This is a genomic window from Pseudactinotalea sp. Z1748 (genome assembly GCF_049725185.1).
In the GTDB taxonomy this organism is placed as follows: Bacteria; Actinomycetota; Actinomycetes; order Actinomycetales; family Beutenbergiaceae; genus CALKWS01.
This window is the reverse complement of sequence record NZ_JBMPQB010000002.1, coordinates 375,949-399,373: the sequence shown is the minus strand read 5'-3', so window position 1 is coordinate 399,373 and position 23,425 is coordinate 375,949. Positions and strand designations below refer to the sequence as shown.

The following is a 23,425-nucleotide window of genomic DNA, read 5'->3' as shown; positions in this document are numbered from 1 at the left end:
GACGACGCCGATCGCCGTTTCAGCCCGGCCGCGCCCGGTGACGCGGCTCAGCCGGCCGGAGCCAGTTCCGGGCGCACGTACCGCAGGATCAGCATGTCCTCGGCGCGCAGCAGGGAGAGCAGCGACATCGCACTGGTGCGCTGGCGACCGTCGCGCACGATCCGGGTGGCATCGCCCCCCTCCAGCAAGGGACTCAGGGTCAGGCACATCTCATCGACCGCATCGTGCTCGATCATGGTGGCGAACCAGGCCGGCCCGCCCTCGCTGAGGATCTGCGGAAGGCCGCGCCTGGTCAGTTCGGCGACCACCTGCCCGGGCTCCACCGACCCGCTTCCGGCACTGACGACGTCGGCCACCTCGGCCAGCCGGCTGCGCGGGCCCTCGGGGGCTTCGGTGGTGGTGAAGACGATCGGCCGCACCGGAGCACGGGTGAACAGCGGGGCCCCCGGATCCAGATCGAGGCTGCGGGAGACCACCGCCATCACCGGGTGCGGTGGCCACCCCTGCGCTGTGCGCCAGTCGGCCCGGGCATCGGTGACGGCCAACTCCTCATAGCCCTCGTTGCGTACCGTGCCGGCACCGACAAGGACCACGTCGGCCAGCATGCGCAGGGTGTGGAACACCTGGTGGTCGGCCTCGTTGTTCAGGCCCTTCGTCAGCCCGTTGTGGGTTGCGGCCCCGTCCAGGCTGGTGACGAAGTTCGTCCGCAGATGTGTCCGGGACCGGTCGGGCACCTGGTACCGGGCAAGGAGGTCATCCAGGTCGAAAACATCGGTCACGGTGCCTCCAGTCGGGTCAGCCCGCGGCGCAGGCCCCGGACCGCTTGGCCGATCCGGTGTTCGTTCTCAATCAGGGCGAACCGGACGAACTCCTCCCCGCCGGCACCGAACCCCACTCCCGGTGAGACCGCGACGTCACATTCGTGCACCAAATGTGTGGCGAAGGCGATGGAGTCCATGTCGGCGTAGGCCGGGGGGATCCGGGCCCAGGCGAACATCGTGCCACGGGGTTTGACGATCTCCCAACCGATTCGGCTCAGTCCCTCGTGCAGAGCGTTGCGCCGGGACTCATACACCTCACTCAGTTCTGCCGGATAGTCCTGGGCCTCGTTCAGCGTGACCGTGGCCGCGATCTGGATCGGCTGGAAGGTGCCGTAATCCAGGTAACTCTTCAACTGGGAGAGGGCGTGGATCACGTCCCGGCGCCCGACCATGAACGCCACCCGCCAGCCGGCCATGGAGAAGGACTTGGTCATCGAATACAACTCGACGCCCACTTCGGCGCCGCCGGCGCACTGCATCAGGGAGGGCGGCTCCCACCCGTCGAAGCACATGTCCGCGTAGGCCAGATCGTGCACGAGGACTACCTCGCGTTCGCGGGCCCAGTCCACCAGCCGTTGCAGATCGGCGAGATCCACCACGGAGGTGGTCGGGTTGTGCGGGAAGGAGAGCACCACCACCCGCGGTTTGGGCCGGCCCATCTCCCAGGCCTCGATCACCCGGTCGATGTATCCGGGTCCGTCGGTGCCGTCGCCCATCGGCACCTGGCGGGCCTCGGCACCGGCGAAGTACGGGCCCCAGATGTGGATCGGGTACGAGGGAGTGGGCACGATCGCGGCGTCACCGGGCTCGAGCAGCACCCACATCAGGTGGCTGAATCCCTCCTTTGCGCCGATCGTGGAGTGCACCTGGGTGTCCGGGTCGAGAGTGACGCCGAAGCGTCGCTGGTACAACTGCGCCACGGCCAGGCGTAGGTTCGGAATGCCCCGGGAGGAGGAGTACCGGTGGTTCCGGGTCTTCCGCGCGGCCTCGGCCAGTTTGTCCACCGCGATCTGCGGAGAAGGCAGGTCCGGGTTCCCGAAGCCGAGGTCCACTACATCCCGACCGGCTCGACGCGCCTGCTGCTTCAGCCCGTCGATGATGGTGAACACGTAGGGCGGCAGGCCCTGGATACGACGGAACTCCATGACGGTCCAGCCTACTGGCGAACCAACGGCGCCGCCGGGGGTGGGCGAGGCCGCTCCGCCCGAGAGTCCCGGGCAGCATGGTTGTGGCAGCGGTCCCGGTTGGGTGCGAACCAACGCCAGACCTAGCCGGGACGCTCGGTGCCTGGCAGAGTCGGGGTATGGCTACCCAACGCGCACTCCTCGTGGTCGACGTCCAACCCACGTTCTGCGAGGGCGGCGCCCTGGGCGTCGAGGGCGGGAACGCGGTGGCCGAGCAGATCGCGCGCTACACCGCCGAGCACCGGGACCGGTACGACCTGGTTGTGACGACCCAGGACTGGCACATCGACCCCGGTGACCACTTCTCCGACAACCCCGACTTCATCGACACCTGGCCCCCGCACGGGGTCGCCGGGACTGCCGAGGCCGAACTGCACCCCGCGCTGGTGGACCTGGCTCCGGACGACTCGGTGAAAAAGGGCGAGTACGAGGCCGCCTACTCCGGTTTCGAGGGCACGAACCCCGACGGAGTGCACCTGGCGGAGATCCTACAACGCGGCGGGATCACAGCGGTCGACGTGGTAGGCCTCGCCGAGTCCCACTGCGTGAAGGAGACGGCGCTGGATGCGATCAAATCCGGTCTGCGCGCCCGGGTCCTGACCGACCTCACCGAGCCGGTCAGTCCCGAACTCGGCGAACAGGCCCGGGAGCGGATGACCGCCGCGGGCGTCGAACTGGTGCCCTCCGGCTCCGTCTGACCCGCACGGTCGGCCTCAGGCCAGCGCGCGAGCCGCGGTGAGCAGTTCCTGCGGCACGGTCTTGAGTTTGCCCGCGACCTCCCGCAGTGGCACCAGTTCCACGTGTTCGCCGCGCACCGCGGTCATCACCTCGGAGTGTCCGTGGTTCAGCGCCTCGATCGCGGCGTGACCGAACCGGGAGGCCAGCACCCGGTCGCTGGGCAGCGGGGTACCGCCGCGTTGGATGTGACCGAGCACCGTGACCCGGGTCTCGAACCCGGTGCGCTCGGCGATCTCCCCCGCGACCCGTTCAGCGGTGGCGCCGGCAACGATCTGTCCGAGTTCATCGCGTTCGGTGGTGTAGTGCATGGCGGTGTCCTGTGCCGGGACCGCGCCCTCGGCCACCACCACGATGGAGAAGGAGGCGTGCGCGCGGTGCCGGTGCCGGAGCGCGCGGGTGACGGCCTCGATGTCAAACGGGTGCTCGGGTGCCAGCATGATCTCGGCACCACCGGCGATACCGGCGTGCACCGCGATCCAGCCGGCGTCGCGGCCCATCACCTCCACCACCATCACCCGGTTGTGGGACTCCGCTGTGGTATGCAACCTGTCGACCGCCTCGGTGGCCACGTGCACCGCGGTGTCGAACCCGATGGACTTGTCAGTCCCCCAGACGTCGTTGTCGATGGTCTTGGGAATTCCCACCACCTTGACCCCGGACTCGGCGACCTTGCTGGCCGCATGCAGGGTGCCATCGCCTCCGATGCAGATCAGCGCCTCCACCCGCTCCTGCTCCAGGGTGGCCTGCACCGCCTCCACGCCACCATCCTCGCGGTGCGGGTGGAACCGGGCCGTGCCCAACACCGTGCCGCCCAGCGGGAGGACGTTGCGCACATCGGACCGACTCAGATGCAGCACGTCGCCTTCGGCCACGCCCTTCCACCCGTTCCGGAACCCGACGATGGAATGCCCTGAACTGGTGCCGTGTTTGACCACCGCACGGATCGCGGCGTTCAGGCCGGCGCAGTCTCCGCCACCCGTGATCAGGCCGATGCGCATGAGGACTCCAACTACAGGTCGGGGAGGACGGCGGACGCTCCCATCCTATGGACCTACCCCACCCGCCCCGGCCCACACCGCGATCTCAGGCGGGCTTGTCGTTGCCGTGGCCGCGGCGGGCGGCGCGGTCGAAGATCCCCAGGACCTCGGCGGGGGCGCGCTCGGCGCCGAGTGCATGCGGCAGCATCGTGGGGAACTCGGCGGCCTGGTTCGTCTCGAGGCGGTAGCGACGCTGGCCCAGCATGAGGATCGCGGTGCCGGAGATGACCACCAGCCACTCCCGGCCCAGGTGCGCGTGCATCCGCGCCGGGTTCGCCGCCGGGGGCTCGGTCAGACGCTGGCGTACCACGGTCATGCCGGGGTCGGCCCGGACCTGCCAACGTAGCCACCCGTGGCTCCGGTCGATGACCGGGGAGATGACCACGTCGTCGGGAGCGGCCTCGACCAGTTGGTCCACGGTGGTACCCAGGGCGCGGGCCAGGCCCACGAGCTGGTCCAGCGCGAGGCGCCGCTGCCCGGTCTCGATACGCGAGAGCGTCGAGGCGCTGAGGTTGGCCCGGGTGGCCAGTTCCTCCAGCGACCAGCCGTGCGACACCCGCAAACCGCGGATCCGGTTGCGCACGAGGCTCTCCAGTCCCGCATCTCCTTGCGTCATACGCACAATGCTATGCCGTCACCGCAATGCAGACATAGCGTGGCGAGTCCAGCACCCGAACAGGAGACACCATGGACCAGACCACCACCAAAACCCGCAACGACCAGTTGCCGGCCGGGCTCGTCGACGTCGCCGTGATCGGCGGCGGGGCAGCGGGGCTGAACGGCGCGCTGATGCTCGCCCGCTCGCGCCGCACCGTTGTCGTCCTCGACTCCGCAAGTCCGCGCAACGCCCCGGCCGAAGGGGTGCACGGGCTGCTCGGACTCGAGGGCATCGCGCCGGCCGAACTGTACCGACGCGGACGGGAGGAGGTCCGCAGTTACGGCGGGCTCGTTGTGGACGGTGCGGTCGCCGCCGCCCTCCCCGCTGCACCCGGACCGGATGGCGACCTCCGCTTCACCCTCACCCTGGCCGACGGTCGCACGCTCACCGCGCGGCGCATTCTGGTCGCCACCGGGGTGCGCGACGTGCTGCCCGACATCCCCGGCCTGGCTCAGCACTGGGGCGCCGGTCTGGTGCACTGCCCCTACTGCCACGGCTGGGAAGTGCGCGACGAACCGATCGGGATCCTCGCCGTCGGGCCGGGATCGGTGCACCCGACCTTGCTGTTCCGCCAGTTGAGCGAGGACGTCATCGTCTTCGCCGACCGGACCGAGTTTGATGCCGACACCCGTGCCCGGTTCACCGCGCGGGGCATCGAGGTGATTGAGGGGGCGGTGGCCGAGGTGGTAGCGAACGCGGCCGGCGGGATCGCCGGCGTGCGGCTGGACGACGGCACGGTGGTGGCCCGCCGGGTGCTCACGGTGATGACACAGTTGCGGGTGCGCACCGAGGGCCTGGACGGTCTGCAGTTGCCGATGGCCGACCTGCCCGGCGGGACGGGCCGGCACTTCGTCACCGAGATGGCCGGCAGTACGGCAGTGCCCGGGGTGTGGGTGGCCGGCAACGCAGCCGAGCCGATGACCCAGGTGGGCGCCTCGGCCGCCGCCGGCGCACTGGCCGGAGGGCACATCAACGCCGACCTCGTCAGTGCCGATACCGATGCGGCCCTCGGGGCGGCGGCGCGGGCAGCATGATCGTGGCGGTACAGCCAGCGACGAACCGTAGCCGGAGAGATCGCGTGCTCCTCGGGGTGGCCCCACGCCGGCCGGCGCCCCTTACCCGGGGGTCAGGCCTGGCGAAGGAGGGCGACCAGGAAGTCGGAGTCCTCGGTGTAGGGGCGCAGGTCCCAGGTGGACAACAACAGGTCCGGGGCCAGGCCGGCGTCGTGGGCGTCGCTGAGGAAGTCGGCGACGTCATAGCCCCGGCCCGCGCCGAAGCCGATCGCCGCCCGCCCCCCTGCGCGCAGGTGCCGCGCCATCCGCCGCAGGGTCTCCCGCCGGGTGCTCGGGGCCAGGAACGTCATCACGTTGCCGGCGCACAGGATCGCGTCGAACCCTTCGGTGATGCCACGGGCGGGAAGGTCGAGTTCGGCCAGGTCCCCCACGAGCCAGGTGGGCCCGGGGAAGTCCTCCTTGGCGGCGGCGATGAGCACCGGGTCCACGTCCACGCCGACTACCTCGTGGCCCGCTTCGGCGAGGTAGCCACCGTGCCGCCCGGGCCCGCACCCGGCGTCCAAGACCCGGGCGCCGCGCGGGATCATCGCGTCGATCAACCGCGCCTCCCCCACGAGGTCGGCCCCGGCGGCCGCCATGGCGCGGAAGCGCTCGATGTACCAGGTGGAGTGGTCAGGGTTCGCTTGGGTCATCTGGACCCACTTGCTCGGTTCAGCCATGCCACCATCCTGCCCTGCCGGTCCGCTGCGTCCAGCCCGGTCGACCACCCGACCGGTCGGACGCGAGGCCGGTGGCACCGCAACCGACCGGCCTCGGCGGCGGGGGGAGGGGTCAGTGGGGGCGGCGGGCCTGCAGGGCTGCCTCGTACAGTTCCCGTTTGCTGGCCCCGGTCAGCGCGGCGACCTCGGTGGCGGCGTCCTTGAGCCGCTGGCCGCCCTGTACCCGGGCCAGCACCGCATCCAGGGCGTCGGCGGCATCGGGGATCGTCGGCTCGGCACCGGCGACCACCACGGTCACCTCCCCCAGCAGCCCCTGCCCAGCCCACGCCGCCAACTCGGCCAGGGTGCCGCGCCGAACCTGCTCGTGGGTCTTGGTCAACTCCCGGCACACCGCCGCGGCCCGGTCGGCACCGAATGCCCGGGTCATGGCCTCCAGCGTGGGCCCGGCCCGGCGGGGGGACTCGAAGAAGACCATGGTGCGTTCCTGGGTCGCCAGCGCCGCGAGCGCACGGTCGCGCTCCCCCGGCTTGCGGGGCAGGAAGCCCTCGAAGGCGAACCGGTCACTGGGCAGCCCGGACAGGGCGAGCGCAGTCAGGACCGCGCTCGGTCCGGGCACAGCCGTGACCGGCACGCCGGCCTGCGCCGCCGCACGCACCACGCGGTACCCGGGGTCGGACACCCCCGGCATCCCCGCGTCCGAGACCACCAGCACGGTGGCACCGGCTGCCGCCTCGGCCACCAGTTCGGCAGCCCGGGCGGTCTCGTTGTGCTCGTGGTAGGAGACCACCTTGGCCGTCACCTCCACCTGCAGCCGGCCGGCAAGGTCTCGGAGCCGGCGGGTGTCCTCGGCGGCGATCAGGTCGGCGCTCTCCAGGAGGCGGCTCAACCGCGGCGAGGCGTCGGCGACGTTACCGATCGGGGTTCCCGCCAGCGTGATCGACCCGGTCGCACCCTTTCCCCGGGCACCCATCCGGCCGGGCCCGCCGTCCGCGGCCGGGCGCGCATCGCCGTCGTCCCTCACGCTCACCATCCCAGTGTGCCCCACCTAGACTCACCTGCGTGCCTGCCGCCCGTCACTCCGCCACCGGCGGTGCCGCGGTGCCCGCACGGGCACGGGAGGATCGACGGCGACTGCCGGACCTGAGGGCGGTACGCACCTGGCCGACCCGGTGGTGCCGGCGCCTGCGGACCGACCCACCGCCCAGTGCCGGGCGGTCGCCCGAGGCGGTGGAGCGGGACCTCCTTGCCCGGCTGCTCACCCCGGTCAGCGGCCGCTCGTGGGTCGGCTGGGTGGTGGCCCTGGTGGTCGCCGCCCTCGCGGCCGTCCTGCGCCTGGTGCACCTGGACCGCCCCGGACGGTTGGTGTTCGACGAGACTTACTACGTCAAGCAGGCCTACTCCCTGCTCGCGCTGGGCTATGAGGGTGTGTGGAACGAGGAGGCCGATTCCGCCTTCGAGGCCGGGGACTTCTCCGACCTGAACCCGCAGGCCGATTACGTGGTGCACCCGCCACTGGGTAAGTGGATGATCGCACTCGGGATGCGCCTGGTGGGGGTGGACAACCCGGTGGGGTGGCGCTTCGGCGCGGCGATCGTCGGAGCGCTGAGCGTGCTGATGCTGGTGCGTATCGGCCGGAGGTTGTTCAACTCCACCCTGCTGGGCGCGGTGGCGGGCCTCCTCCTGGCCGTGGACGGGGTGCACCTGGTCATGTCGCGGATCTCGATCCTGGACATCTTCCTGCAGTTCTGGATCGTGGCTGCCTTCGGTGCCCTGTTGCTGGACCGAGACTCCTACCGGCGCCGCCTGGCCCGTACCGGGGCGGGGGAACTGACCTCCCACGGCGGCTTCGCCCATGCGTGGGGGCCACGGGCGGGGATGCGTTGGTGGCTGCTCGCCGCCGGTGTGCTGGGCGGACTCGGCACCGGGGTGAAGTGGTCCGGGATCTACGCCGTCGCGGTGTTCGGGGTGTTCGCGGTGGCCTGGAGCATCAGCGCCCGCCATGCCATCGGGGTGCGGTTCTGGGCCGGTTCGGGCGTGCTGCGGGACGGTGTGCCGGCCTTCTTCACGATGGTGCCCGCCGCCGCAGCGGCCTACCTGGCCACCTGGGCGAACTGGTTCGCGCACCCCGCCTCCTACAACCGGTACTGGGCCCGGGATGTCAACGCGGTGGCCGCCGAGCCGGTACGCACCTGGTTGCCGGACGCGCTGAACTCCTTGTGGGAGTACCACCTGCGGATGTGGGACTTCCACACCGGTCTGACGTCCGAGCACACCTACCAGGCCCACCCGGGGGGGTGGTTGATCCAGTGGCGGCCCACATCCTTCGCCTGGCGCACCCTGGAGGCCGAGGACGGTGCCTGGGCGGTGTGCGGGGCTCAGAAGTGCGCGGCAGCGATCACCTCACTGGGCAACCCGGTGATCTGGTGGGGCGCGGCCCTGGCGCTGGTGCTGGTACTGTCCTCGGCCCTGGTGCGCAGGGACTGGCGGGCCTGGGCGATCCTGGCCGGGTACCTGGCCACCTACGCCCCGTGGCTGCTGTACACCGAGCGCACCATCTTCACCTTCTACACCGTGGCGTTGGTGCCGTTCGTGGTGCTCGCCCTGACCTACGCCCTGGGGGAACTGCTCGGTCCGGCCTCGGTGCCACTACCGCAGCGCCGGCCCGGGATCTGGGTGGCCACACTCATCGTGGTGATCGCCCTGGCAGTCAGCGCGTGGTTCTGGCCGGTCTGGACCAACCAATGGGTGCCCTATTCGATCTGGCACCTGCACATGTGGTTACCGAACTGGGTGTGAGCCGGCGCCCACAGGCATACGGGCGCCGACTCCGGCCGTTCGGTTCAGCCCTTGTCCGGGTCCCCGCCGAACCGCACGCCGCGGTCCAGGGCGGCGATCGTGGCCAACTCCTCCTCGGTCAGGTCCACACCGGCTGCCCCGAGGTTCTCCTCGATGCGTGCCGGGGTGACGGACTTGGGGATGGTGACCACACCGAGCGCAAGGTGCCAGGCGAGCACCAACTGAGCGGTGGTCACGCCCTTGGTCCCGGCCAACTCGGACAGGTCCGCATCCTCGAGCAGACCCTTCCCGCTACCCAGCGGGGAGTAGGACTGGGTCACGATGCCCCGGTCGGCGTTGATCGCCCGGAGGCCGGCCTGCTGGAGGTAGGGGTGCATCTCGACCTGGTTGATCACCGGTGCTTGTCCGGTCTCGTCGATGATCCGGTCCAGGTGCGCCTCGTGGAAGTTGGACACCCCGATGGAGCGCACCCGACCCTCCTCCTGCAACGCCACCAGGGCCTTCCAGGTGGCGGAGTAGTTGTCCTGGGACGGCAGCGGCCAGTGGATCAGGTACAGGTCCACCGTCTCCAGGCCCAGGCGCGCCAGGCTCTCGTCGTAGGCGCGCATCGTTGAGTCATAGCCCTGGTCGGGGTTGGCGAGTTTGGTGGTCACGTAGACCTCATCACGCGACAGGCCACTGGCCCTGAGCGCCCGGCCCACGCCGGCCTCGTTCTCATAAGCCTGGGCGGTGTCGATCATCCGGTACCCCACCGACAGGGCGTGCTCGACGGCACCCTGTGCTTCGTCGTCGGGCACCTGCCAGACCCCGTACCCGAGCTGGGGGATGGATGTGCTATCGGACAGGGACACCTGGGGAATCTCGTTGTTCGTCACGCCCCCCAGGATAGCGGTTACCGGTGCTGGACACCCGCGGAGGAACTGCACCTGCACCCTCGGTGGGACGCACCTACGCTGGGGGTATGAGCCAGGATGAGTACAGCACCGAGGGGTCCTACGTCACCGCGGGCGAGGAGTTCAACCGCGACACCGACTACATCGAGACCCGGATCACCGCCGATGAGCGCGACGGCTACCCGGTCGAGGCCGGCCGGTACCGGCTGGTCGCGGCGCGGGCCTGCCCGTGGGCCAACCGCACCATCATCGTGCGGCGGCTTCTGGGGCTGGAGGACGCGATCTCCCTGGGGATGCCCGGGCCCACACACGACTCCCGCTCCTGGACCTTCGACCTGGACCCCGGCGGGGTGGACCCGGTGCTGGGGATCGAACGGTTGCAGCAGGCCTACTTCGCTCGTTTCCCCGACTATCCCAAGGGCATCACCGTGCCCGCGATCGTGGACGTGCCCACCGGTGCCGTGGTCACCAATGACTACCCGCAGATCACCCTGGACTTCTCCACCGAGTGGACCGCGTTCCACCGCGAGGGTGCCCCGGACCTGTATCCGAAGGCGCACCGGGAGGAGATCGACCGGATCGCCCAGGAGATCTACACCGAGGTGAACAACGGGGTGTACCGGTGCGGGTTCGCCGGCTCCCAGGAGGCCTACGAGCGGGCCTACCACCGCCTGTTCGCGGCGTTGGACTCCCTCAGCGAGCGCCTGGCCACTCAGCGCTACCTGGTCGGGGACACCATCACCGAGGCCGATGTGCGCCTGTTCACCACGCTGGTGCGCTTCGATCCGGTCTACCACGGGCACTTCAAGTGCAACCGGGCGAAACTCACCGAGATGCCGGTGCTGTGGGCCTACGCCCGGGACCTGTTCCAGACCCCGGGCTTCGGGGACACGGTGGACTTCACCCAGATCAAGGAGCACTACTACGTGGTGCACACCGACATCAATCCCTCCCAGATCGTGCCCACCGGACCGGAACTGGCCGACTGGCTGAGCCCGCACGGACGGGAGGAACTCGGTGGGCGTCCCTTCGGTGAGGGCACACCCCCCGGACCGGTCGCGGAGGGTGAGCGAGTGCCGGCTGATGCGAACCCGCTCAGCGCTGAGCAGCAGTAGCAGGGCCGGCGACGGCGTACCTCACCCCTCGTAGGCGATCTCCACCCGGCGGTTGGCTGCGAACGTGGACGGGTCGTCCGGGTCCTCCCGCTCGGCCGGTTCGGCGTCCCCCACCCCGGAGACCTCCAGGTCCAGATCGGGCCGTTCATCGCGCAAGGCACCGGCCACGGCCTCAGCGCGTTCTTGCGACAGCTCGACGTTGTCGAACTCCGCGCCGGTGGGCACCGAATCGGTGTGCCCGGTCACCTGCACGGTCGCCCCTTGGGGCACGTTGGTGACCAGATCGGCGATCTTGCCCGGGGCGCTGGCCGGTAACCCCCAACTGTTCGGCGAGAACAACAGGTCCGAGGACAACGAGATCACCGACGTGTCGCCGACGACCTCAACGCCGTCCCCGAGGCTGGTCACGCTGCCATCGATGCTGAAGGCGCGCACGGCATCAGCGCTGAAGACGCGCACGGCATCGGTGCTGAAGACGCGCACCGAACCACGTTTGTCGCTACCGGAGATCCCGCCCTCCGGCTCCGGGGGCGGGCCCTCATCCACCACTGCCGCAGCGGCCGCACCGGTGGCCACCACCAGCAGCAACGCCGCGCAGGCGGACCGGATGCCGCGCTGCAGCCCAGGCAACCGCAGCGCGGAACCCTTCGGCTCGACGCCGCCGGTCGGTCGGGCCGTGTGCAGCCTCCGCATCCGACTCACCACTCGACCTGCGCGTCGGAGAACTCCACCAGACCGTCGATCACCAGGACGTCGATGGTGTCGATGTCGTCCTCGGGTGCGGCGTAGTAGGCGTGGTACATCAGCGTCTGGCCGCTCTCGACCTTGGTGCCCCCGGGAGTGGAGTCGGAACTCCAGGTGTCGCCGCTTCCCCCGAGGACCGAGTACTGCTTGAGGTTCTCCCGGTCGTTCAGGACGGGGTGGAGCCGGCGATTCTGGTTGAGGTTGTAGAGGGTGTAGTCGCTATCGCGGCCACCTTCCGGGCTGAAGGACAGGTCCAGGCGCATGACGTCGCCCTCCACCTGCAGGGAGTGCAGGCCGACGGTGACCTGCATCTCGCCGTCCGGCAGGTCATAGGTGATGGTCGCGGCGGCATCCTCCGGGCCGCGCACGTAGGTGTCACCGGAGGCCGCGTGGACCTCCTCTGCCTGGGGGTCGTCGGCGGTGCCCTTCTCGTCGTCGTCCGCGTCTTGTTCGTCTTCGTCAGGGCCATCCGCCACATCGGGCGCCTGCTCCGCATCCTCTGCGGGCTCCTGGGTCTGGTCCGCGGGGTCGAACTCGGCGGAATCCTCGGGACCGCAGGCAGCCAGGGTGCCGGCGGCCAGGGTCACACCGGCAATCGCGCCGAGCAGGCGCCGGGACGGGGAGATACGCGAGGTGGTCACAGGGTTCTCCTTGCTGGTGGGTGGTGAGTCTCGCCCGTGAGTCGCAGGCCGGGGCTGAAAAGTTGCACGATCCGAGTGTGAGATGGCTCACTCGGTGACAGTGAGGTGGTGCACTGCCTCCAGGTCGGTGCCATCCGGGGCCCGCGCTCGCAGGACCACGCTTGCCCGTCCCGGTGCGGCAGCGGTGATGGAGACGCTCGGGTGGTCCACCAGGTGTTGTCCGGTGGGCAGCGTCCACACCCAGCTCTCCACCTGGGCGGCCTCGGCGGAGAAGGTGGCCGGTTGTCCCACCGCTATCTCGCTGGGACCAGTGATGGCAATGCCGGCCTGACCCGAACGGTCCGTGGGGCCCGGACCGAGGAGGGAACCGGCGAGCCAACCGGCACCGGCGGCCAGGCCCACGGCGATCAGCGCGACGGCGATGAGGGGCCACCGGCCGCGGGGCCGGGGGTGGTGGCGCCTCGCTGCGCTCGAGGAGCCGGCGCCGGATGTTCCGGCATCTGCAGACGCCGGCGCTGCCGCGGCGGTGCCGGACCCGCGTGGTCCAGCGGCCACATGGTCGGCAGGTGCCGGTTGTGCCGATACCGCAGACGGTGCCGGGGGCATCGAGGCAACTTCGATGTCGGCGAGCCAGGAGGCCACGTCCGGGTGCCGATCGGCGGGGTCGGTGGCGGTGCTGCGGCGTAGGGCCTCGAACAGTGCCTCGGGCAACTCCGCGCCGCCGCTGCCGCCCTGGTGACACAGCCACATCAGCAGGGTGGACATAGCCCACAGATCCGCCCGGGTATCGATGATGCCCGGGCCCTGCTGTTCCGGTGGCCGGAAGCCGGCGGTGCCACCGGCCACGGTCAGCCCGGAGTTCAGGGCGAGGTCCTTGTACATGCCCAGGTCGGCGACCACCAGCCGCTCTCCCGGAGCGACCACGGCGGCACAGGCACCGTCACCACGGTCCGTGCCGCCGGGGTCTGGTTCGCTGGTGAGCAGCACATTGCCCGGGCTCAGGTCCCGGTGCACCAGGCCGGCTCGGTGCACCGCCTTGATCGCGGCAGCCAGCGATCGGGCCACGGTCAGCACATCCGCACGGGCTGGTGACCAACCCCGGGTGCGCAGGTAGCCCACCCGCTCGGCCAAGGTGCCACGGTCGGCGTGCTGGAGTACCAGGTAGGGTTGTTGGCGCTCGGACTCACCGATGTCGTGGATCGCGATCACGTGCGGACTGCGGATCCGGCGCAGGCTGCGCCCCTCAGCGATGAACCGCTCCCGCACCTCCGGATTGAGGCTGTGATTCTCGGCAAGGATCTTCACCACCACCACATCATCCAGGCGAGAGTCCACCGCCCGGTGCACCGTGGCGAAAGAACCCACCCCGATCACGCCCTCCAGCCGATACCGGCCCACCTGGTTACTCATGGGCACCTCCCTGACCGGCGGGCTCGATCGTCACCCTCATGCCAGTGCGCCGCGACCAGGGCGCGGCCACGGGCGACCCGGGACTTGGTGGTGCTCAGGCCCACGCCCAGCCGCTGCGCCACCTCGGTGTAGGACAGGCCCTGGACATCGCGCAGCACCACGGGTTCACGATAGTGAGCCGGCAGCAAGCCGAGCACCTCGGTGATCGTGGCGCGGGTGGCGATCACCGAACTGATCCGCACGCCCGGACCCATGTCATCGGCGGGCAACGGCGCAGTGGCGCGTTGCCGCCGCAGATGGTCGACTACCCGGTTGCGCACGATCCGGTGCACCCACGTGCTCAGTTGCGAGTTACCGCGGAACGACCCGATGGATTCGGCGATGGAGATCAGGCTGTCCTGCGTCACGTCGTCCACCGCAGCGTGATCCAGTAGTGCCTGGTGGGCGAACCGGTGCACCAGACCGGAGGCATCGAGGTTCTCGATCAGTAGTTCCGTCGCCAGCGGTGCGCCGTCGCCCCCGGCAGCGGCCATCTGCGCCAGTGTCTCGAGCACCCGTGCCGGCATGACCGGCGAGTTCGTGTCGTCGTGGTTCGTGCCGTCGTCCTCGCGACCGGCGCTACCGGCTTCGGCGAGCGCCCCCAGCACGCGGCGGGCGGCCAAGGGGTCACCGGAGCGCACCGCGTGGTTCAGTTCGCTGTGCACGCTCGATCCCCCTGGTCTTCGCCCGGCCGGCAGTGACGCCGACGTCCTCCCGGTTACCTCACCACAGAACGGCGAGCGCCACGTTCACTGCGATCAGACCGGCGATCCCGCCGAGGTAACCGCGGGCGATCGTCTTCTCATGGTTGCGCCCGCCGAAGATCACCATCGCGGTGACCGCGAGGGCGATGATGAGTTTCACCGTGATCTTGGTGTGGTTGATGTCCGGTCCAGCCACTCCCGCCGAGGCCACCCCGACCAGGATGATGCCGGTGAACAGGGCGGTGAGCACACCGTGCAGCACCCCGGGGTTGAGCGCGGGCTTGCGCATGCCGGCGACTACCCCACCGAAGGCGATCGCCCAGCCGAGCAGGTGCAGCACCACGAGAATCAGGTACACAGTTTCCATGCCTGCACCCTACTGGCCAGCACCGATGTCCCGGTCCGCACCGGCGCCCCGACGGTACAGGTGCCCACATCACAGCAACCGGCGAGCCGCCGCCCAGTGGGTGAGTTCGTTGCGGGAGGACAGTTGCAGTTTGCGTAGCACCGCCGAGACGTGGGTTTCCACGGTCTTGATGGAGATGAACAGTTCCGAGCCGACCTCCCGGTAGGTGTATCCGCGGGCGATCAGCCGCATCACCTCCTGCTCCCGGGCCGAGAGCCGGTCGAGTTCGTCGTCGTGAGTGGCTACATCGGAGGCGGCGGTGCCGAAGGCGTCCAGGACGAAGCCGGCCAGGCGCGGGGAGAAGACCGCATCCCCCTCGGCCACCCGGCGCACAGCGTCGGACAATTCGGCTCCACCGATGGACTTGGTGACGTATCCCCGGGCCCCGGTCCGGATCACCGAAACCACGTCCTCGGCGGCATCGGAGACCGACAGTGCCAGGAATCGCACCCGATCGAGCAGGTCGGCGCAGCCGGCGATCACCTCCGCTCCCCCGCCACCACGGCCCCCGGGCAGGTGCACGTCCAGGAGCACCACGTCCGGCAGGGCATCCCGCACCACGGCGATCGCCCCGGGCACGTCCTCGGCCTCCCCGACGACCTCCAGGCCCTCGCCCAGTTCGCCGCGCACGCCGGTGCGCACCAGCCGGTGATCATCGACCAGCACCACCCGCAATCCCTGACTCATCCTTGCTTCCCTCCATTGACCGGCATCCGCAGGTGCACCTCGGTGCCGCGGCCGGGATCACTGCGCACCTGGGCGCTACCCCCGTGGCGGCGCATCCGCCCGATGATCGAATCGCGCACGCCGTGCCGGTCGGCACCGACCTGTTCCGTGTCGAACCCCTCACCACGGTCGCGCACGAACACCTCGGTGGCCGTCTCGTTCACCTGCACGTACAGCGACACCGGTGCGGCCCCGTGCACCACGGCGTTCACCAGTGCCTCCCGGGTCGCAGCCATCAGCGGTTCGGTGCCGGCCGACGGCGAGCCGTCGCCGGCGGTGACGACGTCGATGACCGCCCCGTGCAGGTCCTCCACCTCGGCCGCCAGGCTACTCAGGTCCGCCGCGATGGAGTCACCCGGTTCGGGACGATCCCGATAGAGCCAGTCCCGTAACTCCCGCTCCTGGGCCCGGGCCAGGCGCTGAACCATGCCCGGGTCGTGGCTGCGGGACCGGATCAGCGAGAGGGTCTGCAGGACCGAGTCGTGCAGGTGGGCGGCGATGTCTGCCCGCTCGGACTCCCGGGCGCGTGCGGCCCGTTCGGCGATGAGTTCGCGCCACAACCGCAGCCACCACGGCGCCAGCACCAGTGCCGCACCGGCCAGCACCACCATCCCGGCGAGCAGGCCGCGCAGCACCTGGCCGGCGCCCTGCCCCTGCCCGATCAGCAGCACCACGCCGACCACCGACAACGCCACGCCACCGCCCACACGCACCAGCACAGCGCTTCGGGACTTGTTCCCCGCACCGGCGCCTCCGACGGAGTCGAGTTGGCTCCACGCCAGCGCGGCCCCCGCCAGCAACACCACCACCGGGAGCAGCCAGGTGCCCATCGCGTCGACCCCGAACCGGATCGCCACCAGGCTCGCGGCGATCAGCAGCAGGATCCCCCCCAGGGACACCTGGCCGACGACGCCCTGGGTGGCCGGCGTGCGCAGGGCCGGAATCAGCCGCGCCAGTCGCGGGGGCTGCGCACTTGCCGAGCCGTGGGGGACGGTCAGGGCCAGCCAGAGGTACATCAGCGCCCCGGCACCGGCTGCCAGGGTGGTGAGGGCGAAGATCCATCGGATGGTGCGCACCGGAACGTCCAGGTGCACCGCAAGCCCGGCGCAAACGCCGGACAGGATTCGGCCACGCTCCGGGCGGCGCAGGGGTGGCCTGGCCCGGCTGCTCGCGACTGCCGGTGCGGGTGCATTCACTCCGTCATCGTGTCACGCGGGTCGGCACAGCGGCAGGGCAGAACCAGCGAATCAGGGTACCTCCGGGCCGATATCCCGGCTCCAGGAAGCGTAATCCAGGGTCAGGTCAGGGTGATCCCCGATGGTGCCCGTTGATGGCACCGGAGTTGACTGTCGGGTATGGATCACGACCGCCGGGAAGACCCCGTCGAACCGCAGGGCCCGCCGGGACACGAGCACGCGCCGGCCAGTGGCGCCGAGTACGCCGATGAGCACCATTCGGGCACCGGAGCCGACCGACCCAGCCACGGAGGCCCCGGTGCCTCCTTCTTCGACTCCCTGCGCCGCAGCGGATGGATCCGCACCGCCGACCGCTGGATCGGTGGCGTCGCCGGCGGAATGGCGCGCCGTCTCGACGTCGACCCGCTGCTGGTGCGCGGGGCGTTCGTGGTGCTCACCTTCTTCGGTGGGCTCGGACTGCTCTTGTACGGCCTCGGCTGGGCGCTGCTCGCCGAGGAGTCCGACGGCCGGATCCACCTGCAGGAAGCCCTGCGTGGCCGGTTCGACGCCGGACTGGCCGGGGCGCTGGTGCTGGTGATCATCGGTCTGAACCGGCCCGGCCTGTGGTGGCACGGGTTCTGGTGGGGGGACCCGTGGGCCACCTTCGGGTTCCTGGTCGTCACCGCGCTGGTGCTGGTGGTGCTGCTGTGGATTTTGCCCCGGGCCCGAGGTGAACGTGGTGACGCGCCCGCCCCGGGGACGGGCACCCCGCCCGCCTCACCGGGTCCGGGCGGATCCGCGCCTGCCGGTCCATCCTCCGGCACGCCGGGCGGCACCGCGTCGGAGCGTCCTGCACCAACGCCTCCCGCCCTTGCCAGGTCCGCCGGCAGGTACGGTGCCGGGCACGGCCCTACCGGATCGACCGGCCGGAGCGGTACCACTGGCACCTACGGAGCCGAGCACGGTGCGGCCCGATTGCCCAGCCACCAGGGTGCCCCTGGTACCTACGGAGCCCGGTACGGCGCCGCCGCGGCGAGCACCCCGACGGTGACGAGCGCACCCGCGTGCGTTCCGTCGTCGGCTCCGCCGGACGGACGTCACCGTTCGATCGTCTACGCGATCGGCGGACTTGCCCTGGTGGGGATGGCCGTGGTGCAGATCTTGGGCCGGGTGCTGGAGTGGGAGGTCTCGCTCTGGCTGCTGAGCGGGGGCGTGGTCCTGGCCGTACTCGGCGTGGGCGTGGTGATCAACGGCGCACGGGGCCGGCGCGCCGGGAGCTTCGGCGGTTGGTCCGTGCTGGTCGCCCTGGTGGTGGTACCGCTGACGCTGACGCTGGCGGTCGCCCCCCAGGTGCGCGAGGCGCTCACCCTGGCCCCGGGCAACGTCGGGGATGCCTACTGGGCACCGTCCTCGGCGGACGCCCTGGAGGCCGGACACGTCCACACGGCCGGAAGACTGCGCGTCGACCTGAGCGCGCTACCTCCCGACACGTCGCTGGCCGAGCCGGTGGAGATCACCCTGGCCGCCGGGCAACTGGTCCTGGACGTTCCGCAGGGCTTGGATGTGGACGTCAGTGTCCAAGGCACCGGGTCGCTGCGGGTGGAGCAGCCGGGCACCTGGTACGCCGATAGCGCCCGCGTCCGCACCGACGCCGATGTGGTGCTGCTACGCGACCTCTCCCTGCGCTCCGCCGGCGGATCGGGCCCGCCCGATATTGAACTTGACGTGGCGGTGGGTGCCGGGGCGATCGTGATCCGGCAGGTGCCCCCGGCGGGAACCGCAACAGACTGAGAAGGCGACCGAACGACCAACGATTTCACAGGAGGGGTGAAGCACGATGACACCGACCGAACCGACTTCCACGTCCCCGCCGGCGGCGAATGGCGGCGTGACCGAACCGCACGGCTACGCCAACCCGGGGAGCCCGCAGGGTCCCCCGCCGGCCCGCACCGGCACGATGGTCTGGGGCCTGGTCGCGGTCCTGGTGGGCCTGGGGGCGATCGCCGTGGCCACCGGCCGACGGGTCGACCTGGAGATCGCCCTGATCTCGCTGTTCATCATCGCAGGGTTCGGGCTACTGATCGGGTCCGCCGTGTCGGCCCTGCGCAGTTCCAGCCGCGAGAGCAAGGACGGACAGGGTCGTCAGGGCCAATGACGAGCGCCGCGCCCGGCGGACCGGTGGGGTGACCTGCGCCAGTCCAGGCCGGTCCAACGCTGCGAGGCCGGCCTCGGCCGCGGCAGGTCTCACCGGCGGCGACCGGTCTCGGTGGAGCGTGGCAGAGCGCGGGCTCGCTGGTACAGCCCGTCCACCCGTTCCATCACGTCCGGCCAACCCAGCGCCGGGGGTTCGGCCCGGTTGTTTATGGTGATCGTGCGGAGCAACCCGGGCTCACGCGCCAGCCGCACCAACGCGTCGGCGATGCCGGCGTCCCCGCGGGCCAACAGGCCTTCGACGCCGTCGGTGATGAACTCGCCGATCCCGCTGTCCCGCATGCCCACCACGGCAAGACCGGCCGCGCGGGCCTCCAGAGCCGCCAGCCCGAAGGCCTCCAGGGAGGTGGGGGAAACGAACACGTCCTGGGCCCGGTAGAGGGTCGGCAGCAGGTCGCGGGGCACCCTGCCCAGCAAGGTGATCACATCGTCCAGTTCGGCGGCAGCGATCCGCGAGCGCACCGCGGCCATGCCGGGCCCGTCCCCGGCCACCGTCAGATGGATACGTGGGGTGCCCCGCTCGGTCCGGCCGAGGCGCTCGTGTACCTGGGCGATCACCCGGACCAGGGGCACGGTTCGCTTGCGCGAGGCCATCCGCTGGCTCGCCACCACCCGCAGCACGCCGGGCTCGGCGCCGGGCTCGGGGCGGGCGGCGACCCCGCGCCAGGGGGCCAGGTCCAATCCGTTCGGTACCACCTGCACGTCCGAACGACCCAACGCTTGGGCGACCTGCCCGACCACCAAGGCACTGACGGCGCTGGGGGCGAAGGCCGCGGTGTCCCACCACGTCGCCCGCGCGCCCCAGCCCAGCAGGTGCCGGGCGCCGGAGAGCACGCAGTGCCAGGTAATGGCTAACGGGAGGCCCACATCCCGGGCCGCTCTGGCGCCGTCGTAGGCGAAGGGCGAGACCACCCCGGCGTGCACGTGCACCACGTCGGGTTTGAGCAGGCGCAGCGCCCGGGTGATCAGCGCTCGTCCCCGCGGATGCACGGGGACACCGAAGGTGGCCGGGGTGGCCAGGCGGTGCACCCGCAGCCCACCGTCCTCGGTGCTGGAGAACCGGTGGCGGGAACGCCCCGGTGGCACCGCGGCGCGGTCCTGTGCGGTGGCGGTCAGGACATGGACGGCGTGGCCCGCCCGCGCTTGCCGGATCCCCAGATCCTGGACCTGGTTCTCGATGCCGCCCAGCCGTGGGGCGAAGCAATCGGAGATGTGGACGATGCGCACCCACTCACTGTAACCAGCATGCCGCCCTGGCGACCGCTCACGCCGCCCGCCGCCCGCCACACGCCACACGCCACACGCCGCGCGCCGCGCGCCATAACAGTCCAATTGGATCGTTGTAGCGCTCACGACGAGCCCGAAGGCGCTGTAACAGACCAATTGGATTGTTTTGGCGCGGGCGGTGGCGACCGGGCGTGCTCGGGGGCGCGGCCGGTGGCGACCGGGCGTGCTCGGGGGCGCGGCCGGTGGCGACCGGGCGTGCTCGGGGGCGCGGCCGGTGGCGACCGGACACGCTGGGGGATCCAGGACGTTTATCTTGACGTCGAGATAAATGGGGAGGGAGAATGCCACCGATGAGCGCGACCTGGAACCCGGCCACCTACCTGCACTACGCCGACGAACGATCCCGGCCCTTCACCGAACTGCTCGCCCGGGTCCCCACCGAACCGGCCACCATCGCCGATCTGGGCTGCGGGCCGGGCCACCTGTCGGGCCTCCTGCGGGCGCGCTGGCCGCACGCGCGTATCGACGCGCTCGACTCCTCGCCCGAGATGATCGAGCGAGCCCGGGCCGAGCACCAAGCCCCAGGCGTGCACTACCACCTGGGGGACCTGCGCACCTGGCGCCCCCCGGCGCCTGTGGATCTGCTGATCTCCAACGCCACGTTCCAATGGGTGCCCGGTCACCTGAACCTGCTGGGCGACCTCACCGAGCACATCTCCGATCAGGGCACGCTGGCGTTCTCGGTGCCGGGCAACTTCGATGGCCCGAGCCACCGGTTGCTGCGCAGCCTGGCCAGAAGCGACCCCTACGCCGCGCACACCGAGAACGTGACCTTCCCCCACGCGCACGACCCCGGCGTCTATCTGGACGCCCTGGCCACGCTGGGGTGGCGGGTGGACGCCTGGGAGACCACGTACCTGCACACCCTGACCGGACCCGACCCGGTGCTGACCTGGATCAGCGCCACCGGCGCGCGCGAGGTCCTCGCGGCCCTGCCGCCGCACCTGCTGGAGCGGTTCCGCGCCGAGTACGGCGCGGCGTTGCGGCAGGCCTACCCCGAGACCGAGCACGGCACCGTGCTGCCCTTCCGCCGGATATTCGTGGTGGCTCGACGTCCCGGTCGCACCGACCCGGCGGCTCAACCTGCGCCGTCGAGTCCCCGCTCAGCCACATAGGCCCGGGCCGTCCGCTTGGGGGCGCGGGACAGCCAGGCCTCGACGAGCAACTCGTGAAGTTCGTCGGCCGGCAGGTTCCCGAGCCGGGCGAGCACCATGGGGAATCCGTCGAAGTGCGGCGCGGTGAAGTACACCTCGGGCGAGGTGGACAACAGCATCTCCTTCACGCCCAGATCGGGCACGTACGCGCCCAGGATGGGACCCTGTGGCGCAGCCCGACCCAGTGCTTCGTGATCGGACTTGCGCAGCGGACGCTCCAACGCGAACAACTTCGAGCGCACGCGCCACTCGTGCCTGTCCTCGCGCTGCTCGACCTCGGGGAGCGCGTTGGCGATCCTGCGGACCTCATCCCATGTGGCCATGTCCCATCGTATCGGCACGGTCGGTTCGCCGACCGGCTCACTCCCACTCGATGGTGCCGGGCGGCTTGCTGGTGACATCCAGCACCACCCGGTTCACCTCAGCGACCTCGTTGGTGATCCGGGTGGAGATCCGGGAGAGCACCTCGTACGGCAACCGGGTCCAGTCCGCCGTCATGGCGTCCTCGGAGGAGACCGGCCGCAACACGATCGGGTGGCCGTAGGTGCGCCCATCACCCTGGACCCCCACCGAGCGCACAGCGGCCAGCAGCACCACCGGGCATTGCCAGATTTCCCGGTCCAGGCCCGCACGGGTCAGTTCGGACCGCACGATCGCATCGGCGCGGCGTAGGATGTCCAACCGCTCACCGGTCACCTCCCCCACGATCCGAATCCCCAGCCCGGGGCCGGGGAAGGGCTGGCGCCACACGATCGACTCCGGCACGCCCAGTTCCAGACCCACCGCGCGCACCTCGTCCTTGAACAGCGTGCGCAGCGGCTCGATCAGGTCGAACTGCAGGTCATCGGGCAGGCCGCCCACGTTGTGGTGGGACTTGATGTTGGCCGATCCGTCAGCGCCGGACTCGACCACGTCCGGGTACAGCGTGCCCTGCACCAGGTACCGCACCTCGTCATCGAACCTCCCGGCGGCCTCGACCACCTCCCGGGCGGCCTGCTCGAACACCCGGATGAACTCCCGTCCGATGATCTTGCGCTTCTCCTCCGGGTCGCTCACCCCGGCCAGGGCGTCGAGGAAGCGCTGCCGGGCATCGACCACCATGAGTTTGACGCCGGTGGCCTTCACGAAGTCTTCCTCCACCTGCTCCGCTTCCCCTTCGCGCAGCAGACCGTGATCGACGAACACGCACGTCAACTGATCCCCGACCGCCTCCTGCACCAGGGCAGCGGCCACCGAGGAGTCGACCCCACCGGAGAGCCCGCAGATCACCCGATCGGTGCCCACCTGGGCACGGATGGCTTCGACGGTCTCGGCCACGACATTGTCCGCGGTCCATTCCGCTGCCAACCCGGCCCCGCGGTAGAGGAAGTTCTCCAGCGTGGCCTGGCCCAGTTCGGAGTGGCGCACCTCCGGGTGCCACTGCATCCCGTACAGGCCGCGGGCAGCATCCTCGAACGCTGCCACCGGCGAACCGGCGGAGGTGGCCAGCACCGTGAACCCCTCGGGCGCCTCATGCACCGCATCGCCGTGGGACATCCAGGTGGACTGCTCCGGGGTGGACCCATCGAGCAACGTTCCGGTGTGCTCCACCTGGACCACCGTGCCGCCGTACTCACGGGTCCCGGTCCGTGCCACGGTGCCCCCGAGCGCTGCGGCCATCACCTGGAACCCGTAGCAGATGCCCAGCACCGGGACCCCGGCGGTGAACAGGGCCGGATCCACCGACGGAGCATCGTCGGCGTACACCGAGGCCGGGCCCCCGGACAGGATGATCGCGGCCGGCTCCTTCGCCAGCATCTGCTCCACAGTGGTGGTGCGCGGAACGATCTCGGAGTAGACCGCGGCCTCACGTACGCGGCGGGCGATCAGTTGGGCGTACTGGGCCCCGTAGTCAACGACGAGTACCGGTCTGGAGGTCTGCGGCGCGATGGTCACGAACCCAGGATAGGGCGCC

At 70.6% G+C, this 23,425-nt stretch carries 24 protein-coding genes; 7 read left to right on the top strand and 17 right to left on the bottom strand.

Features of this window, described 5'->3' with window-relative positions; translation table 11 throughout:
* Positions 1–47 precede the first annotated feature (47 nt).
* Positions 48–779, bottom strand: coding sequence for a pyrimidine reductase family protein (locus ACO0LU_RS06145; RefSeq protein ID WP_424790522.1), 732 nt, complete (start codon positions 777–779; stop codon positions 48–50).
* Positions 776–1,966: an aminotransferase class I/II-fold pyridoxal phosphate-dependent enzyme gene (locus ACO0LU_RS06140; RefSeq protein WP_424790521.1), complete on the bottom strand. Its 1,191-nt coding sequence runs from the start codon at positions 1,964–1,966 to the stop codon at positions 776–778. The genes ACO0LU_RS06145 and ACO0LU_RS06140 overlap by 4 nt, the downstream gene beginning before the upstream one ends.
* 158 nt (positions 1,967–2,124) lie before the next feature.
* On the opposite strand from ACO0LU_RS06140, the gene ACO0LU_RS06135 reads away from it, so the two are divergent.
* Positions 2,125–2,703, top strand: a complete 579-nt coding sequence (locus tag ACO0LU_RS06135) for an isochorismatase family protein (protein WP_424790520.1) — start codon at positions 2,125–2,127, stop codon at positions 2,701–2,703.
* A 15-nt stretch (positions 2,704–2,718) separates the two neighbouring features.
* Here the strand turns inward: ACO0LU_RS06135 and ACO0LU_RS06130 are convergent, their stop codons facing one another.
* Entirely contained in the window at positions 2,719–3,741 is a 1,023-nt protein-coding gene (locus tag ACO0LU_RS06130; RefSeq protein ID WP_424790519.1) for a 6-phosphofructokinase, read from the bottom strand.
* A gap of 85 nt (positions 3,742–3,826) precedes the next feature.
* Positions 3,827–4,396 (bottom strand): helix-turn-helix domain-containing protein, encoded by a 570-nt coding sequence (locus tag ACO0LU_RS06125; protein WP_424790518.1) that lies wholly within the window; start codon positions 4,394–4,396, stop codon positions 3,827–3,829.
* 71 nt (positions 4,397–4,467) lie between these two features.
* On the opposite strand from ACO0LU_RS06125, the gene ACO0LU_RS06120 reads away from it, so the two are divergent.
* The gene (locus tag ACO0LU_RS06120) at positions 4,468–5,472 is read left to right on the top strand and encodes an NAD(P)/FAD-dependent oxidoreductase (protein ID WP_424790517.1); all 1,005 of its coding nucleotides are present in this window, start codon (positions 4,468–4,470) and stop codon (positions 5,470–5,472) included.
* Between the two features lie 92 nt (positions 5,473–5,564).
* On the opposite strand, the gene ACO0LU_RS06115 is transcribed toward ACO0LU_RS06120, so the two are convergent.
* Positions 5,565–6,170 carry a class I SAM-dependent methyltransferase gene (locus ACO0LU_RS06115; protein ID WP_424790516.1) on the bottom strand — a complete coding sequence of 202 codons (606 nt, stop codon included), beginning with the start codon at positions 6,168–6,170 and terminating at the stop codon, positions 5,565–5,567.
* A 112-nt stretch (positions 6,171–6,282) separates the two neighbouring features.
* The gene (rsmI, locus tag ACO0LU_RS06110; protein WP_424790515.1) at positions 6,283–7,200 is read right to left on the bottom strand and encodes a 16S rRNA (cytidine(1402)-2'-O)-methyltransferase; all 918 of its coding nucleotides are present in this window, start codon (positions 7,198–7,200) and stop codon (positions 6,283–6,285) included.
* A 29-nt stretch (positions 7,201–7,229) separates the two neighbouring features.
* Between rsmI and ACO0LU_RS06105 the strand changes: the two genes are divergently transcribed.
* Positions 7,230–8,966, top strand: a complete 1,737-nt coding sequence (locus ACO0LU_RS06105) for a dolichyl-phosphate-mannose--protein mannosyltransferase (RefSeq protein WP_424790514.1) — start codon at positions 7,230–7,232, stop codon at positions 8,964–8,966.
* A gap of 44 nt (positions 8,967–9,010) precedes the next feature.
* Here ACO0LU_RS06105 and ACO0LU_RS06100 read toward each other — a convergent pair whose 3' ends face one another.
* Positions 9,011–9,841 (bottom strand): aldo/keto reductase, encoded by an 831-nt coding sequence (locus ACO0LU_RS06100; RefSeq protein WP_424790513.1) that lies wholly within the window; start codon positions 9,839–9,841, stop codon positions 9,011–9,013.
* 86 nt (positions 9,842–9,927) lie between these two features.
* Between ACO0LU_RS06100 and ACO0LU_RS06095 the strand changes: the two genes are divergently transcribed.
* Complete coding sequence (locus tag ACO0LU_RS06095; protein WP_424790512.1) at positions 9,928–10,974, top strand: glutathione S-transferase family protein; 1,047 nt, start codon at positions 9,928–9,930, stop codon at positions 10,972–10,974.
* Positions 10,975–10,995: 21 nt separating this feature from the next.
* Here ACO0LU_RS06095 and ACO0LU_RS06090 read toward each other — a convergent pair whose 3' ends face one another.
* The 7 genes from ACO0LU_RS06090 to ACO0LU_RS06060 all read right to left on the bottom strand — a co-directional run bounded on the left by ACO0LU_RS06090 (position 10,996) and on the right by ACO0LU_RS06060 (position 16,840).
* Positions 10,996–11,667, bottom strand: coding sequence for an OmpA/MotB family protein (locus tag ACO0LU_RS06090; RefSeq protein WP_424790511.1), 672 nt, complete (start codon positions 11,665–11,667; stop codon positions 10,996–10,998).
* A 5-nt stretch (positions 11,668–11,672) separates the two neighbouring features.
* Positions 11,673–12,359, bottom strand: coding sequence for a hypothetical protein (locus tag ACO0LU_RS06085; protein WP_424790510.1), 687 nt, complete (start codon positions 12,357–12,359; stop codon positions 11,673–11,675).
* A gap of 87 nt (positions 12,360–12,446) precedes the next feature.
* Entirely contained in the window at positions 12,447–13,769 is a 1,323-nt protein-coding gene (locus tag ACO0LU_RS06080) for a serine/threonine-protein kinase (RefSeq protein WP_424790509.1), read from the bottom strand.
* Entirely contained in the window at positions 13,766–14,473 is a 708-nt protein-coding gene (locus tag ACO0LU_RS06075) for an RNA polymerase sigma factor (protein WP_424790508.1), read from the bottom strand. The genes ACO0LU_RS06080 and ACO0LU_RS06075 overlap by 4 nt, the downstream gene beginning before the upstream one ends.
* A gap of 58 nt (positions 14,474–14,531) precedes the next feature.
* Positions 14,532–14,879, bottom strand: coding sequence for a hypothetical protein (locus ACO0LU_RS06070; RefSeq protein ID WP_424790507.1), 348 nt, complete (start codon positions 14,877–14,879; stop codon positions 14,532–14,534).
* Positions 14,880–14,948: 69 nt separating this feature from the next.
* The gene (locus ACO0LU_RS06065) at positions 14,949–15,605 is read right to left on the bottom strand and encodes a LuxR C-terminal-related transcriptional regulator (RefSeq protein ID WP_424790506.1); all 657 of its coding nucleotides are present in this window, start codon (positions 15,603–15,605) and stop codon (positions 14,949–14,951) included.
* Entirely contained in the window at positions 15,602–16,840 is a 1,239-nt protein-coding gene (locus ACO0LU_RS06060; protein ID WP_424790505.1) for a PspC domain-containing protein, read from the bottom strand. Before ACO0LU_RS06060 ends, ACO0LU_RS06065 begins: the two co-directional genes overlap by 4 nt.
* 159 nt (positions 16,841–16,999) lie before the next feature.
* On the opposite strand from ACO0LU_RS06060, the gene ACO0LU_RS06055 reads away from it, so the two are divergent.
* Both ACO0LU_RS06055 and ACO0LU_RS06050 read left to right on the top strand, forming a co-directional pair.
* The gene (locus ACO0LU_RS06055; protein WP_424790504.1) at positions 17,000–18,610 is read left to right on the top strand and encodes a PspC domain-containing protein; all 1,611 of its coding nucleotides are present in this window, start codon (positions 17,000–17,002) and stop codon (positions 18,608–18,610) included.
* Positions 18,611–18,707: 97 nt separating this feature from the next.
* Positions 18,708–18,974 carry a hypothetical protein gene (locus ACO0LU_RS06050; RefSeq protein WP_424790503.1) on the top strand — a complete coding sequence of 89 codons (267 nt, stop codon included), beginning with the start codon at positions 18,708–18,710 and terminating at the stop codon, positions 18,972–18,974.
* 89 nt (positions 18,975–19,063) lie between these two features.
* Here the strand turns inward: ACO0LU_RS06050 and ACO0LU_RS06045 are convergent, their stop codons facing one another.
* Positions 19,064–20,257 (bottom strand): glycosyltransferase family 4 protein, encoded by a 1,194-nt coding sequence (locus ACO0LU_RS06045; RefSeq protein WP_424790502.1) that lies wholly within the window; start codon positions 20,255–20,257, stop codon positions 19,064–19,066.
* A 350-nt stretch (positions 20,258–20,607) separates the two neighbouring features.
* Here ACO0LU_RS06045 and ACO0LU_RS06040 point away from each other — a divergent pair, with 350 nt between their 5' ends.
* Positions 20,608–21,432, top strand: a complete 825-nt coding sequence (locus ACO0LU_RS06040) for a methyltransferase domain-containing protein (RefSeq protein ID WP_424790501.1) — start codon at positions 20,608–20,610, stop codon at positions 21,430–21,432.
* Here the strand turns inward: ACO0LU_RS06040 and ACO0LU_RS06035 are convergent.
* Positions 21,396–21,794, bottom strand: a complete 399-nt coding sequence (locus ACO0LU_RS06035) for an MmcQ/YjbR family DNA-binding protein (RefSeq protein WP_424790500.1) — start codon at positions 21,792–21,794, stop codon at positions 21,396–21,398. The two genes, ACO0LU_RS06040 and ACO0LU_RS06035, sit on opposite strands and share 37 nt — an antisense overlap.
* Before the next feature lie 37 nt (positions 21,795–21,831).
* Positions 21,832–23,406: a glutamine-hydrolyzing GMP synthase gene (guaA, locus tag ACO0LU_RS06030; protein ID WP_424790499.1), complete on the bottom strand. Its 1,575-nt coding sequence runs from the start codon at positions 23,404–23,406 to the stop codon at positions 21,832–21,834.
* Between the last annotated feature and the right edge of the window lie 19 nt (positions 23,407–23,425).